Origin of the sequence: Polyangium fumosum, from assembly GCF_005144585.1 — a bacterium.
Taxonomy (GTDB): domain Bacteria; phylum Myxococcota_A; class Polyangia; order Polyangiales; family Polyangiaceae; genus Polyangium; species Polyangium fumosum.
The window spans coordinates 181,309-195,977 of record NZ_SSMQ01000006.1; the positions used below are offsets into that span (position 1 = coordinate 181,309).

Sequence of the window (14,669 nt, forward strand, 5' to 3'; positions counted from 1 at the left end):
CGCAGTTCATCGAGCCTGGGTCCAGCCCCTGGCTGGTCCGGGTCCAGGGGTGGACAACCCCTGGTCGGGGCCCGGGGTGAAACCCCGGCGCTGAGGCTCAGCCGTGGGCCTTGCTCATGATCTTGTGCAGCTCGTCGATCGAGATCCCGAACGCGCGGGCGAGCGACTGGAGCGCAAGACCTTCCTTCTGACCGACACCGCCGTCGAGCCACGCGACGGCCGAGGCGACGAGCAACGTCGCGCGGCGGAGCTCCGGGTCGGGCAGGATTTCTGCGATGGCGCGGGCGCGGGCGTCGATGCCTTCGGAGGCGCGGTTTTGGGCTTCGTCGGCCATCGCGGCGAGCTGGTGCGAGGCGAACTTGTCTTCCGTGAGGGCGCCGACGCGCTCGACGAGACGCTCGGATTCGCTGCTCGTGTAGCGCCCGTCTGCGGATGCGACCAGGTACGCGGCCTCGACGAGGGCGCCGATCTGGGCGCCTACGTGGGCCTCCTCGGCGGCGTTTTGGGCTTCGGCCTCGGCCTTTGCGGCGGCCTCGCGCTCGAGCATTTCCTTGTACGCGTTCGCTTGCGCGAGGGCCTCTTGCACTGCTGCGACATTCCCCAGGCCCTGCAGCCGCTTCACTTCCGCCATGACGACCTCCCTTTCTTTCTGGCAGGGACCTTCGCATGCCGGCGGCGGCATTGTCCACGCCCTTTCGGCGCGGGGGCGATACGATACCTCCGCCCCCATGCCCAAGGTGTCTTGCTCCTCGACCTCTGCTTGGCTTGCTGTGCTCCTGCCCCTGGCTGCCTGTGATCTTGGTGCCGTGGCGCCGGAGCCCGTTGCTCGAACGGCTGCGGCGCTCGTTGTGACCGAGACGAGCGAGCTCGTGGCGCCGGACGGCGATCCGAGCGACTTCTTTGGCTACTCTGTGGCGCTCTCGGGGGACACGGCGATCCTCGGCGCGCCCGACGAGGACACGAAAGGCACCGATGCGGGGGCGGCGTACGTGTTTGTTCGGACGAATGGGGGTTGGGCGTTCGAGCAGAAGCTCGTGGCGAGTGATGGGGGGCCGGGGGAATGGTTCGGGCGTGCGGTGGACGTCGATGGGGACGTGGCTGTCGTGGGCTCGCCGCGCGGGGATGGCGCGGCGACCGCGTCGGGCGCTGTGTACATGTTCGTCCGGACGAATGGCGTGTGGACGCAGCAGCAAAAGCTGTTCGGGAGTGACGGGAAGACGGGCGACACGATGGGCCAGGCGGTCGCCGTCGTGGGCGGGACGGTCGTCGCGGGGGCGCCGGCCGAGGACACGAAAGGCGCGGATGCGGGCGCGGCCTATGTATTCGGCGAGAATGGGGGGGTGTTCGCGCAGCAAAAGAAGCTCCTCGCGGCGGATGGGCAGGCGGGGGATCGATTGGGCGCTTCGGTTGGTTTTTCCGGGCAGACCGTGATCGCGGGCGCGCCGGGGGACGACGACGCGGGGGCGGATGTGGGCGCGGCGTACGCGTTTGTGGGCGCGGGGCCGGTGTGGAGCCAGCAAAAGAAGTTCGTTGCGGCGGACGGACAGGCAGGGGACGCGTTTGGCGCGGCGGTGGCGCTCGAAGGGGATACGGCGGTCGTGGGCGCGCCGCTCGCGAATGCGGCAGGGATCGACGCGGGGGCGGGGTATGTGTTTGCGCGCGCCGGGCTCACGTGGGCCGAGGTGGGCAAGCTCGTACCGGCGGGGCTCGGCTCGGACGATCGGCTGGGGACGAGCGTGTCGATCACGAAAGGCCGGGTGATCCTGGGCGCGTTGCTCGATGACACGAAAGGCTCGAATGCGGGCGCGGCCTACGTGTTCACGGAGAGCGGGCCCGGCTGGTCGGAGGATCTTCTGCTCGTGGCGGGCGATGGGACCGCAGGCGACGCTTTTGGGTTCTCGGTGGCGATGGACGGGGAGACGGCGATCGTGGGCGCCTATCTGGAGGACGACGCCGGGACGAATGCGGGGTCGGCGTACTTGTTCGTCCTGAAAAGCGAAAATGGAGAGGCCTGCACGACGGCCGCGTCGTGCGCGAGTGGATTCTGCGTGGATGGCGTGTGTTGCGACAGCGCGTGTGATCTCGGCGTATGCGACACCTGCTCGGCGGCCACGGGCGCGAATATGGACGGGGCGTGCACGCTGCTCACGGGGACGGCGTGTGACGACGGAGACGCCTGTACGGTCGGGGATACCTGCACGGAAGGCATATGCACGAGCGGAGCGCCCAAAGATTGCGGCGCAGGGGCGTGCATGGACGGCCAATGCATGACGGAAGCAGACGCGGGCGCAGACGCGGATGCCGAATCGGATGCGGGCGCGGACGCCGCGGCGGATGCGGATGCAGATGCAGGAGCGGATGCCGAGGCCGACGCAGATGTCCCCGCGGAGGAAGGCGTTCGCCTTTCGGGCGGCGCTTGCCACACGAGCCGCGGCACCGGCGATCACGCCGGCGTTTTGTTCCTGACGCTCCTCGCCGCCGCGCTCCGGCGGCGCATTCAGGCCCGATCGAGGATCGCCGCCAGGGACGCGAGCTGCTCCTTGATCTCGTCCCGCGCGCGGCGGAAGCGAGCGAGCATCTGCTCGCGCCCGAGGCTCGGATCGTCGCTCGCGGAATCCTCGATCGGCACGTAATAGTGCTGCTTGTCGCTCAGGCTCACCGGACAAACCTCCTCGTCGCAGAGGCGGATCACCGTGTCCACGGAGTCGGGGTCGATCGTGCCCACGAATTTCGAGGTTTGCCCGGTGAGGTCGATGCCGATCTCCCGGCACACCTCGACCGCCCATGGATTCACGTGTGAAGGCTCGCTGCCCGCGCTCTGGATGCGGACGTCGCCGCCGAAAATGGCACGCCCGAGCCCCTCGGCCATCTGGCTGCGCGCGGAGTTTCGTACGCACAAGAAAACGATGGATCGCATCTTCGGACGTCGGAGCGTCATTTCCCCCTCACCCGGCTGTCATCGGCCTCGCGCCGCGTGACGCCCTCTCGGTCGAACAATTCGAGCAGCGGAATCGCCTGCCGCCGCCCGAGGCCCGACAGATCCTTGAAATCGGCGATCGATATGCGGCCGTGCTTTTCGAGGTGCGCCTTCACCTTGGCCCGGAGCGCGTCGATATCGGCCCGGAAAAACCAAAGCTCACCGGCGTGCGTCGCGTGCCCCTCGCGCACGAGCTTCGCCAGGATCGCCTTCACTTCCTTGGGCGAAGCGCCCGAAGCCTCCTTCGCGGCGAACTCGGTCAGCCCCTTGAGCTGCGCCTTCTCCAGCGCCGCGAGCGCCACACCGACCGCGCCGACCGCGCCCGAGGCCGACGCGGCCGTGATCTGCGGGGCGCGCACGACGTCGCCCTCGACGACGATGGGCTCGCCGGCGACGCTGCCGCTCTTCGAAGCCGCGAGCTTGATGATCTCGTCGGCCGCCTCGGCCCCGGCCCGCGCGGCGAGGCGCGCGCGCAACGTTTCGAGGACCATGCCGCGATCGAGTGGGTTCTTCTTTTGGTGCGCAGCGACGAGCCCACGCGCCTCGACGGCAAGCTCGACGAGCGCAGCCCGAGGCACCCAGCCGAGGCGCTTGATGCGCGCGAGCTCGCCCTTGTCGCCGAGCTTGTCGGCCGCGCGTTCGAGCTCGGCCGCGGGCAAGGAGAACCGCGAGGGCAAGACGTCACGCGAGAGCGGGCGCGGGGAGGCTTCGAGGGAGAGGGCGCGCATGACCGCTTGCGGGTCGCGCGAGACGAAGAGCGCTTCGAGGACGGCGAGGCGCGCGGCGCGGCCGCGTTTGCGTAGGCTCTGCGGCGGGCGCGCGTCGAGGACCTCGCCGCCGCCGAGGACAGCGCCCGCGGGGCCGTCGACGTCCGAGCCGCGGAGGACGAACCGATCCCCGCCGACGACGGCGAGCGCGTCGGCGAGGCGCAGCCGGGCGAGGCGGCGGCCGTCTTCGAGGGGCTCGCCGAGCAGGTCGAGTTTGCCCGAGGAGCGCGCGGTGCCGATGTACACGGAGACGCTCATACCGCTGCGCACGGGGGCCGTGGCGCGGAGCGAGACGTCGATGCGGCGCGTGGGGACGACGCTGGGATCGTCGGTGACGAGGTCGCCGCGGTGCACGGCTTCGAGCGGCAGCCCCGCGAGGTTCAAGGCGAGGCGGGTCGGCGCCTCGGCGAGGTCGACGGCGCGATCGTGGACGTGAAGGCCTCGCGCGCTCGTCTTGTGGACGTCCCCCTCGGCGCTGCGCTCGCCCGCGCGACCCGTACCGACGACGAAGAGGGGCGCGCCGAGCGGGATCTTTCCCTCGACGAGCGTGCCCGTGACGACGGTACCCGCGCCCCGCACGGAGAAGACGCGGTCGACGCCGAGGCGCGCGCGTGGCGCGACGGCGGGCGGCGGGAGCGCGGTCAAGGCGCGCCGGACGGCGTCACGGACGGCGTCGAGACCCTCGCCCGTGCGCGCGGAGCAGAGCACGACCTCGGCTTGCATGCGGCCTGCGAGCAGCTCCACGGCCTCGTCGCCGGCGAGGCGCGCGAGCTCCTCGCCCACGCGATCCATCTTCGTCACAACCACGACGGCGCGGCGAATGCCGAGCAACTCGCAAGCGGCGACGTGCTCGCGGGTCTGCGGCATGACGCCCTCGTCCGCGGCGACGACGAGCATCACGACCTCCATGCCGATCGCGCCGGCGATCATCGTGTGCACGAGGCGGCGATGGCCCGGCACGTCGATGATGCTGACCTCGATGTTGTCTTCGCTCGGGGGCTTCGCTCCGGCAAGCGGAGCTGCGCCCCCGCCCCCCGCACCCAGGTTCCACGGCGCGAAGCCGAGCTCGATCGTGATGCCGCGGCGTTTTTCCTCGGGCAGGCGATCGGTGTCGATGCCCGTCAGGGCGCGGACCAGGGTGGTCTTGCCGTGATCGACGTGACCCGCAGTGCCGAGGACGAAACGGCGCACGGGCGCGAGGGTAGCCCTGTGCAAAGAATCCCGCTAGAAGGGCAGGTGGAAGCGCGCGGTCGGCTGGTGCCACCCCCGGTCTTCAAAATCGGTGCGGGGCAGTTCCGCTGTCCTGGGCAGGTTCGATTCCTGTGCGCTTCCGTCGCTTTTGCCGCTCAGGCCTCGCCGCCCTCGGTCTTGCCGTGGATGCCGTGCCGCTTGAGGTACGTGCGGACGTGGGCGCGCTCCATGCCGGCGCGCCGCGCGATCTCCGAGATGTTGCCCTTCGCCTCGTCGAAGAGCCCCGCGAAATACTCGCGCTCGAACCGCGCGAGCACGTCGTGCTTGGCCTCCTGGAAGGCCTTGCCCTTGAACGACGCGCCCGCGCCGCTCGAGACTGGGCCGCCCGCGCTCGAAGGCGGCGGGCCCGCGACGTGTGGCTCGTGGATCTCCGTCAGCGCCCCGAGGTGCGCCGCCACGTCGAGCTCCTCGCCCTCGCCCGCCAGCGCGTAGGCCACCGCGACCGCGTTCTTCAGCTCGCGCACGTTGCCCGGCCAGTCGTGCCGCATCAGCCGTTCGAGCGTCGAGTTCGAGACCCGATCGAAGGAAGCCTCGTCCCCGCCGAGATCCCGCAGCATGCGGCGCACGAGCACCGGGATGTCTTCGAGTCGCTGCCGCAACGCGGTCAGCTCCACGCGCACCTGCGCCACACGGAAGTAGAGGTCGCTGCGGAACGCGCCGGTGTTCACGGCCCGCACGAGATCCCGCCGCGTCGCCGCGAGCACGCGCACGTCGACCTCGCGGTACGAGGAGCCGCCGACGCTCTTGATGCGCCGCTCCGCCAGCGCGCGGAGCAGCTTCGGCTGCACCTCGATCGGCAGCTCGCCGAGCTCGTCGAGGAAGATCGTCCCGCCCTCGGCCTCCACGAACGGCGAGAGGCGCTTGTCGACCGCGCCCGTGAACGCGCCACGCTCGTGACCGAAGAGCGTCGCCTCCGCGAGGCTCGACGGGATCGAGCCGCAGTCGACCACGACGAACGGCTTTTTCGCGCGCGCGCTCGCCTGGTGGATCGCTTGCGCCGCGACCTCCTTGCCCGTGCCTGTCTCGCCCGTGATCAGCACCGTGAGATCCGTGGACGCGACCTTGGAGAGCTTTTCGAAGATGCCGCGCATCCCGGCGCTCTGCGCGACGAGCGGGCCGAAGGCCGGGATCGAGGGCACCGTGATCCGCTCGGGCCGCGCCGGCTCGAAGGTGAGCTCGGTCTCGCCGAGCCGCAGCTTGCACGCCGCGAGCAGGAAGACCTCGCCCACGCGCACGCCGCCCGCGAACGTGCCGTTGCGGCTGCCGAGATCCCGCACGCGCACGCCCTGCTCGGTGGCCACGAGCTCGGCGTGCACCGCGCTGATCTTCGCGTCGTCGAGCACGATGCTGCACTGGGCGTTGCGGCCCACGATCACCGGCTCCGTGCCCACTTCCACCCAGCCCGCCTTGCCGGCCTTGATGCGGCCTCCGCGGACTTCGACCTTGTTTCGTGAAAGGACGGTCGCGTCGTTCACGGCGTCACCCGATTCGTCACCTGCCGGTCCTGCGTCCTCGCCCCGGCTCCGAGGAGAGGTCGAGCGCTTGCCCGATCAGCGGCGTATCCACCGTCTCCGTGGGGGGATGATCGACCCATGTGGGCTGATCGTCCTGGCTCACCGCCGCGTCGGCATCGTCCGCGACCGTCGGCGGATCGGGCGGCGCGACGTGCAGCGACGAGGGCTCCGGCGCCCGCACCGGCGGCGGCGGCTGGATCACGCGCCCGCCCGGCGCGAGCGTGCGCCAGCCGTCGAGCGCCTCGCGCGCCGTGGCGAACCGGTTCTCGCGCTTGCGCTCGAGCGCGCGCTCCAGGAACCGCTCGATCCCCGCGGGCCAGCGGTCGCCCGTCGCCTCGGCCAGGCTCGGCGCTTGCCGTTCGAGCTTCATCGCCACGAGCAGCGCCGCCGTCGTCCCCTCGAAGGGCAGCCGCCCCGAGAGCGAGCGAAATGCGACGGCGCCGACCGCGTAGATGTCCGCCCGCTCGTCCGCCCGCGCGGCGCCGCGCACCTGCTCGGGCGCCATGTATGCGAACGAGCCGAGTGTCGCGTCGAAGGCCGTCAGCGTCGGCTCGTTTTGCTCGCCGTCGCCGCGCTTGAGCTTCGAGATCCCGAAGTCCAGGATCTTCGCGCGCTCGGGCCGCTCGGGGGACGCCGTGCGCTCGATGAAGATGTTCCCGGGCTTCAGATCCCGATGGATCACGTCCGCAGCGTGGGCGGCGCAGAGCCCGCAGAGCACGTCCTCGATGATCGGGAAGACCTCGGCGAAGGGCAGGTATTGCTCGCGCTTCAGCCGGTCGGCCAGGCTCTCGCCGTCGAGCTTTTCGAAGACCAGCAAGTGCGCCCCGTCGGGGGTCAGGCCCACGTCGAGCAGGCTGCAAACGTAGGGGCTCTGAATGGCCGAGGCGATCTTGGCCTCGCGCTGGAAGCGCTGCACCAAATCGGGCTTCACGGCGGCGCGGGCGAGCAGCACCTTGATGGCTACGTCACGCCCGGTCGTATCGCTCCGGGCAGCCCACACCTCGCCCATACCGCCGCGGCCGAGGAGGCGGGTCACTCGGTAGCCCGCGAGGATGTCGCCAGGGTGGATCGCCACGGACCAGGTATCAACGACCGTACCAGCGATGGCCCGGGCAGTGGAAGGAAGAAACGCGGCGTGTGTGCCTCGGGGAACGATGCCCGCGCGTGCGCCGGAAAAGTGTTCGGATCCCCTCGACCCTGCCTTGCACTGCCTGTACGCTCCGGCCGGCCATGCCGCGAACCGCCGAGGACGTAGAGAGCTTCCTCCTGCAACTGAGCCGCCACTTCGAGATCGACGGCGGCACTTACCTCGTCTCCGCAGGCGCGGAGATGCCGCCGATCGCGATCCGCGTGGCGCCGCCGATCCTCGCCGTGCGCGTGGCGATCGGCCCGCTGCCGAAGGATCCCGAGCACCAGAACAAGCTGTTTCGCCGGTTGCTCGAGTACAACGCGACGGACCTGATGCACGCCGCCTACGGCATCGACGATCACACCGTCGTGCTGTCCGCCGCGTTGCCCCTCGACAACCTCGACCTCAACGAGCTCGAGGCCACGCTGAGCGACCTCGATCTCGCGTTGGCGCGACACGTGCCGACGCTCCACGATCTCGCCACCACCTAGGTCACGTAGCCGTAGCTCGGGAGACCAGTTCTCGGACGAGAGGCCAATCGAGATGGGAATTTTCGCGCGACTCGCCACGCTCATCAAGTCGAACCTGAACGACCTCATCAGCCGCTCGGAGGACCCCGAGAAGATGCTGAACCAGGTCGTCATCGACATGTCCAACCAGCTCATCGAGGCGAAGAAGCAGGTGGCCGTCTCGATCGCCGACGAGAAGCGTCTCGCCAAGCAGGCCGAGCAAGAGGCCGCGAACGCCGCTGAGTGGGAGCGGCGCGCGATGCTCGCGATCAAGGCCGGCGACGACAACCTCGCGAAGGAAGCGCTGGCCCGGAAGAAAGAGCACGACCAGCTCGCCGCGTCCTACAAGGACCAGTGGCAGAAGCAAAAGCAAGCCGTCGAGCAGCTCAAGACCGCGCTCCGGCTGCTCAACAACAAGATCGAAGAGGCCAAGCGCAAGAAGAACGTGCTCATCGCGCGCAAGAAGCGCGCAGAGGCGCAGAAGGCCATCCAGGAGACGCTCTCCGGCCTGAACAACGCCTCCGCCTTCGAGACGTTCGATCGCATGTCGGCCAAGATCGACCAGATCGAGGCCGAGGCCGAGGCCGCGGGCGAGATCCAGGAGCAGTACACGGGCGACACGCTCGCGCACCGCTTCGGTCAGCTCGAAGCCACGCAAGGCGCCGAGGACGACCTGATGGCGCTGAAGCGCAAGATGGGCGTCGCGCCGCCCGAGCCGCCGAAGGAGGTCGCCCCCGCGCAGGTGCGTGTCGCGGGCCCGGCCCCCGCCCCGCCGACGCAGGCCGAGCAAGACGAGCTCGCCGCCGCGCTCGCCGAGCTCGAAGCCGAAGAGCAACGCGAGCAAGCCCGCATGAAGCGTTAAGCAGCGTTAGTCGAGTAGTACCTGCCATGAGTGAAGCTGGGACGACGGGCACGGGATCCGTCCGCCCCTCCGAGCTGCGCGCGCCTGCGAGCAAGGCGCAACCGCCAGCAACCGGAGGGAACGACGGAGCCGTTTACGCAGAGGACATCGACGCCCTCCTGGGTCGGCTCGGCGCGAGCTCGAGCGGAGGGCTCGACGAAGCCGAGGCCGAGGCGCGGCTCGCGAAGTACGGCAAGAACAGGCTCCCGGATCCGCCGCAGAAGAGCGCGCTCCGGAGGCTGTTCGAGCAGTTCGCGAACCCGCTCGTCCTGACGCTGCTCGCGGCGGCCGCGATCGCGGTCGTCGTCGGCTTCACGGACCACGAGGGCGGCCTTCTGCATCGCTTCGGCGACGCGATCGCGATCCTCCTGATCGTCATCCTCAACGCGTTCCTCGGCTACTACCAGGAGCGCCGTGCGGAGGCCGCGCTCGACGCCCTGCAGAAGCTCAGCGCGCCCTCCGCGCGCGTGCGCCGCGGCGGCAAGGTGAAGGTCATCGCGGCCGAGGAGGTGGTCCCGGGCGATCTCCTGGAGCTCGAAGCGGGCGACGCGATCGCGGCCGACGCGCGGCTCGTGCAGACGATCGACCTCGCGACCGAGGAAGCGGCGCTGACGGGCGAGAGCACCGCCGCGATGAAGGACGCGCTCGCGCCTGTCGCGGCGGACGCGCCGCTCGGCGATCGCGTGAACATGATCTTCACGGGGACGATGGTCGTGCGCGGCAAGGCGCGCGCCGTCGTCACCACGACGGGCAGCGGCACCGAGCTCGGCAAGATCGGCGAGATGATCCGGTCCGTCGGCGAGACGAAGACGCCGCTCGAAGAGCGCCTCGAATCGTTCGGCACGACGATCCTGCGCGCCTGCCTCGTGCTCTCGGCCGTGCTCCTCGGCTGGGGCTTCTTGCGCGGCGGCAGGCCGTGGCACGAGCTCTTGCTGGAGGCCGTGAGCCTCGCGGTCGCCGCGATCCCCGAGGGCTTGCCGGCGATCACCACGATCACGCTCGCGCTCGGCATGCAGCGCATGGCGAAGCGCGGGGCCATCGTGCGCAAGCTGCCGGCGGTCGAGACGCTCGGCGCGGCGACGGTCATCGCCTCGGACAAGACCGGCACGCTCACGCAGAACGAGATGACCGTGCGGGTCGTCTACGCCGGCGGCAAGCGCTACCAGGTCACGGGCGAGGGCTACGATCCGCACGGCGGATTCCAGCACGAGGGCGAGATCGACCTCGAACTCGACAAGCTCCCTGCGCCGCTCACGTACACGCTCGCCACGGCCGCGCTCTGCAACAACGCGCACCTCGAGCAGGACAAGGAGACGAAGAAGTGGCGCATCGTCGGGGATCCGACGGAAGGCGCGCTGCTCGCGCTCGCGGCCAAGGGCAACCTCGCCCGCGAGTCCGTCGCCCCCTCGCACCAGTTCCTCCACGAGCTGCCCTTCGACAGCGACCGCAAGCGCATGACCGTGATCACGCGCGACAAGAACGGCCGCGAGATCGCACACGTGAAGGGCAGCGTCGACGTGCTGCTCCCGCTCTGCGTGAAGTACGCGAGCGACGACGGCGTGCGTGGCCTGACCGAGGAGGATCGGCGCACGATCACGCACGTCGCCGAGGAGATGAGCGGCCATGCGCTCCGCGTGCTCGCGATCTGCCGCCGCGTGCGCAAGGACGGCGTGGCGGACGACGACGTCGAGCGAGAGCTCACGTTCCTCGGCCTCGTCGGCATGATGGATCCGCCGCGCGCGGGCGTGAAGGAGGCCGTCGCGACCTGCAAGCGCGCTGGCATCCGCGCGGTGATGATCACCGGCGATCACAAGCTCACGGCGACGGCGATCGCGAAGGAGATCGGCCTCTGGGACGAGGGCGACGACGCGATCACGGGCTCCGAGCTCGCGAAGATCACGGACGAGGAGCTCACGAAGCGCGTGGAGCACCTGCGCGTCTTCGCGCGGACGACGGCCGAGCAGAAGCTCCGCATCGTGCGGGCATTCAAGGCGAAGGGGCACGTCGTGGCGATGACGGGCGACGGCGTGAACGACGCGCCGGCGCTGCGCGAGTCGCACATCGGCGTGGCGATGGGCCTCGGCGGCACGGACGTCGCGCGGCAAGCGGCCGACCTCGTGCTCGCGGACGACAACTTCGCCACGATCGTCGAGGCGGTGCGCGAGGGCCGCGCGATCTACCGCAACATCCAGAAGTTCATCTTCTTCTTGCTCTCGTCGAACATGGGCCTGCTCGTGGCCGTGTTCGTGGTGTCGTTCTTCGGCAAGTGGCCGCCGCTGACGCCGCTCATGATCCTGTGGATCAACCTCGTGACGAACGGCCTGCCGGCCCTGGCGCTGGGCATCGATCCGCCGGATCCGCACCTCATGCGCGAGCCGCCGCGCGACACGGGCGAGGGGCTCCTGAACCGCCGCGACTACCTCGGGATCCTCTACGTCGGCGGGATCATGGGCGCCGCCGCGATCGCGCTCTACGTGCTCTCGCCGCAGGACGAACAGGGGCTCCTCCAGACGCGAGCCCTCGCCTTCTCGCTGCTCGCGCTCTCGCCGCTCTTCCACGCGTGGAGCTGCCGGAGCCCGGTCCTCTCGGCGTTCTCCTCGAAGCCGCTGGTGAGCCTCCCGCTCCTGCTCGCGTGCGCCGCGAGCGCGGCGATCCACCTCGTCGCGATTCTGGTGCCGAGCCTGCGCCCGGTGTTCCGGACCTACGCGATGTCGCCGAACGAGTGGATGATCCTGCTCGTCCTGTCGGCGCTGGTGGTCCCGGCCGTGGAGATCGCGAAGGCGATCGATCGGGCGATCCGCAAGTAGACCGCCCGCTCGTTCAAGGAAAGCGACGCTCGCGCCGCAGGTGCGCGAGCAACGCTTCGAGCCCGGCTGCGTCGAGCGCGGCGAGCCGGGCTCGGCGCTCGTCGTCCATCTCGATGCCGAGCACGTCGCACGTGGCGACGATGCCCTGACGGATCCCCTCTTCGAGCCCCTCTCGGCGCGCCAGAGAGAGCGCGCCGCGCTCGTTCTGGATCGCCATGCCCGAGGCGATGTACGCGTCCCACTCCTCGCGCGTGAAGCTCGCCGTACGCGCGGCCTCCAGCGCCGCGACGAGCGGCGGGTGCTGAAGTGAGGGCGGGATCATCGTCAGGTTGCGCGCCTCGCGGAAGAAGTACGCCCACTTCTCGACGAGCGACTCGGGCTCGCGCGACGTGTCGTATTTGGGTAGTTCCAAAAAGACGAACTGGAGCTCGGGCAAGCCACGCACGCCGCTCGTCTGCTCCTGCATGCGCCACCGGCTGAGCATCGGGACCGACGCGCCGTCCTGGCGCGGCCAAAGTTCGAAGTCGCAAATGCTGATGCCGATGACGTCGTCGAACTCGGGATAGTCGTCCCCCACTTCGAGCTGGTTCGTGTAGGCCTTCGCGACGTTGTAAACGACGCGCTTCTCGAAGGCCTCGACGTTGAGCACCTGCATCTCGACGACGTAGGTCGTGCCGCGCGCATCGACGCACTTCACGTCGACGATCGAGTACTTGAGCTCGCTCACCTTGGGACGTTGCTCGGCCGGCAAGAACGAGACGTCCATGATCCGGTGGGCGTGATCGAGGCCGAGCACGTCGTTCAGGAAGCCGATCAGGGCGGACTTGTGCTCCTCGGACCCGAAGATCCGCTGGAAGACGAAGTCGGTCTTGGGGTCGGCGAAGACGGGGCGGCTCATGGGGATCTTCTAGCGCGAGGCGGGGACACTGGTGGTTTTTCAGAAGAATGCGGCCTTGGAGGGTCACCTCGTCGATCACCCCCGCGCGAGCCACGCATCCCATCGGAGCGCTCCAAGCCGCGCCCCCGGCCCGGGCGTCAACGAGCGATCATCCAGCGCTGCACCAAAGTACCCAGCCGCGGCATCCGTCACGACCTTGCGCTTATCCTTCCTCGCCGCGATCCACCGGCGGCCGAGCTCGTCGCACCCGATCGCCTCGGGCCCCGCGATCTCGACCATCCCATTCCTGGGCGACTCTTCCACGACGACCGCCAGCGCCGCCGCCACGTCATCGGCCGCGATCGGCTGCAGGTGGGCCGGCGTCAGCGTGACCGTGTCCCCCTTCGTCCCCGCGTCCACGATCGCGGGGACGAACTCGAAGAACTGCGTCGCGCGCACGATCGTGTACGGCACGCTCGCCGCGCGGATCGCCTCCTCCTGCGCCACCTTCGCGCGCATGTACCCGCTCGTCGGCAGGCGCTCGGCGCCCACGACCGAGAGCGCGATATGATGGCGCACGCCCGCGGCGACCTCGGCCGGCAGGCACACGCGGGCCGCCTGCTGGAAGAAGCTCATCACGGCATCGGCCTCGAACGACGGCGAATTGACGACGTCCACCACGACCTCGGCGCCGCGCAGGGCCTCGGCGACGCCGGCGCCGCTCAAGATGTCGACGCCCGTCGACGGCGACGCCGGTATAACCTCGTGCCCCTTCGCGCGAAGGATCCCGCAAAGCTTCTTGCCGATGAGCCCGCTCCCCCCGAACACGACGACCTTCATGACGACCCTCCGGGTTCCTGCATCCCGATCGGATGCGCTGTTGCGAGGGGGACCGGACAGCCCCTCGCCCTGTGACAGGTCCACGCAAAAAAAGTGACAGCGCCCCAGAGCCACAAACCTCCGCCGCCAGCCGCCGACCCGTTCGTCGCGCTCCGGCCGCGGCTCCTCGGCATTGCGTACCGGATGCTCGGCAGCCGGGCCGAGGCGGAAGACGTCGTGCAAGACACCTGGGTCCGCTGGCAGACGACCGACCGCGCGGCCGTGCAGGACCCGACCGGGTTTTTGGTCACCGCCGCCACGCGCCTCGCGATCAACGTGGCCCAGTCCGCGCGTGTCCGCCGCGAGGTCTACGTCGGGCCCTGGCTGCCCGAGCCGATCGACACGAGCCCCAGCGCGGAGCTCGGCGCCGAGACGCAGGAAGGCCTCGCCTTGGCCGTCCTCGTGCTCCTCGAAAAGCTCTCGCCCACGGAGCGCGCGGCGTACGTGCTGCGCGAGGTGTTCGACTACCCGCACGAGGCGATCGCCGGGATCCTCCAGCTCACCGAGGCGAACGTCCGACAGCTCGTCAGCCGCGCGCGCAAGCACCTCGCGGGCGAGCGTCGTGCCCCGGTCGACGTCGAGCAGCAGCGGCGCCTGCTGGAAAACTTCATCGCCGCCGCGCAGACGGGCGACCTCTCCGCGCTCGAGCGCCTCCTCGCGGCCGACGTCGCGTCGTACACGGACAGCAACGGGCAGGCGCGCATGGCCGCCCGCGTCCCGGTGCATGGCCGCGAGCGCGTCGCGAAGCTCGTCTCCGGCGGCGCGAACGGGTTCTGGTCGGGCCTCACCCTCACGTGGCTGGAGACGAACGGTCAGCCGTCCGTGCTCCTCTGCCGGGACGGCGCCGCGTTCGCGCTCGCGTCCATCGACGCGTCCGCCGAGGGCATCGAGCGCATCTACTGGGTGATGAACCCCGAGAAGCTCGTGGCCTTCGGAACGCCACGATGAATCCGCCCCTTTTCGCCTCGGGGCCGGCGTAAGCCACGCGCCTCGCGCTCTCCTCTCCGTCTCCAGACGTTCGATCCCCCTCGCGCCACGGGGACGCGCGCGTCTCCAAA

At 69.9% G+C, this 14,669-nt stretch carries 11 protein-coding genes, 1 tRNA gene and 1 pseudogene; 6 read left to right on the forward strand and 7 right to left on the reverse strand.

All coding sequences use genetic code 11. From position 1 onward, the window contains the following. Nucleotides 1-97: 97 nt before the first annotated feature. Nucleotides 98-631, reverse strand: a complete 534-nt coding sequence (locus E8A74_RS08280) for a tellurite resistance TerB family protein (protein WP_170228957.1) — start codon at nt 629-631, stop codon at nt 98-100. Nucleotides 632-728: 97 nt separating this feature from the next. On the opposite strand from E8A74_RS08280, the pseudogene E8A74_RS54635 reads away from it, so the two are divergent. Next, nucleotides 729-1,973, forward strand: a pseudogene (locus tag E8A74_RS54635) (FG-GAP repeat protein); the annotation flags it as partial. 524 nt (nt 1,974-2,497) lie between these two features. Here E8A74_RS54635 and E8A74_RS54640 read toward each other — a convergent pair. After that, on the reverse strand, nt 2,498-2,917 hold the full coding sequence (locus tag E8A74_RS54640) for an arsenate reductase ArsC (RefSeq protein ID WP_136928396.1): 420 nt from the start codon (nt 2,915-2,917) through the stop codon (nt 2,498-2,500). A gap of 17 nt (nt 2,918-2,934) precedes the next feature. Beyond that, on the reverse strand, nt 2,935-4,935 hold the full coding sequence (gene selB / locus E8A74_RS08295) for a selenocysteine-specific translation elongation factor (protein ID WP_170228959.1): 2,001 nt from the start codon (nt 4,933-4,935) through the stop codon (nt 2,935-2,937). Between the two features lie 47 nt (nt 4,936-4,982). On the opposite strand from selB, the gene E8A74_RS52020 reads away from it, so the two are divergent. Then, a tRNA-Sec gene (locus E8A74_RS52020) sits at nt 4,983-5,077 on the forward strand. Between the two features lie 13 nt (nt 5,078-5,090). On the opposite strand, the gene E8A74_RS08300 is transcribed toward E8A74_RS52020, so the two are convergent. Next, nucleotides 5,091-6,470 carry a sigma 54-interacting transcriptional regulator gene (locus tag E8A74_RS08300; protein ID WP_136928398.1) on the reverse strand — a complete coding sequence of 460 codons (1,380 nt, stop codon included), beginning with the start codon at nt 6,468-6,470 and terminating at the stop codon, nt 5,091-5,093. A 16-nt stretch (nt 6,471-6,486) separates the two neighbouring features. Further along, complete coding sequence (locus E8A74_RS08305; RefSeq protein ID WP_136928399.1) at nt 6,487-7,584, reverse strand: serine/threonine-protein kinase; 1,098 nt, start codon at nt 7,582-7,584, stop codon at nt 6,487-6,489. Between the two features lie 155 nt (nt 7,585-7,739). Between E8A74_RS08305 and E8A74_RS08310 the strand changes: the two genes are divergently transcribed. Genes E8A74_RS08310 through E8A74_RS08320 form a run of 3 tightly spaced genes read left to right on the forward strand, consistent with a single transcriptional unit; the run spans nt 7,740 to nt 11,855 of the window. Beyond that, nucleotides 7,740-8,129 (forward strand): CesT family type III secretion system chaperone, encoded by a 390-nt coding sequence (locus E8A74_RS08310; RefSeq protein ID WP_136928400.1) that lies wholly within the window; start codon nt 7,740-7,742, stop codon nt 8,127-8,129. Nucleotides 8,130-8,181: 52 nt separating this feature from the next. Further along, complete coding sequence (locus tag E8A74_RS08315) at nt 8,182-9,009, forward strand: PspA/IM30 family protein (protein ID WP_136928401.1); 828 nt, start codon at nt 8,182-8,184, stop codon at nt 9,007-9,009. Between the two features lie 26 nt (nt 9,010-9,035). Beyond that, on the forward strand, nt 9,036-11,855 hold the full coding sequence (locus E8A74_RS08320; RefSeq protein ID WP_136928402.1) for a cation-translocating P-type ATPase: 2,820 nt from the start codon (nt 9,036-9,038) through the stop codon (nt 11,853-11,855). 13 nt (nt 11,856-11,868) lie between these two features. On the opposite strand, the gene E8A74_RS08325 is transcribed toward E8A74_RS08320, so the two are convergent. Together E8A74_RS08325 and E8A74_RS08330 are read right to left on the reverse strand one after the other, a co-directional pair. Beyond that, nucleotides 11,869-12,753 carry an Rpn family recombination-promoting nuclease/putative transposase gene (locus tag E8A74_RS08325; RefSeq protein WP_136928403.1) on the reverse strand — a complete coding sequence of 295 codons (885 nt, stop codon included), beginning with the start codon at nt 12,751-12,753 and terminating at the stop codon, nt 11,869-11,871. A 75-nt stretch (nt 12,754-12,828) separates the two neighbouring features. After that, on the reverse strand, nt 12,829-13,572 hold the full coding sequence (locus E8A74_RS08330; protein ID WP_136928404.1) for an SDR family oxidoreductase: 744 nt from the start codon (nt 13,570-13,572) through the stop codon (nt 12,829-12,831). Between the two features lie 93 nt (nt 13,573-13,665). On the opposite strand from E8A74_RS08330, the gene sigJ reads away from it, so the two are divergent. After that, a complete protein-coding gene (gene sigJ / locus E8A74_RS08335) occupies nt 13,666-14,559 on the forward strand; it encodes an RNA polymerase sigma factor SigJ (RefSeq protein ID WP_136928405.1) in 894 nt (297 codons plus the stop codon). Nucleotides 14,560-14,669: the final 110 nt, after the last annotated feature.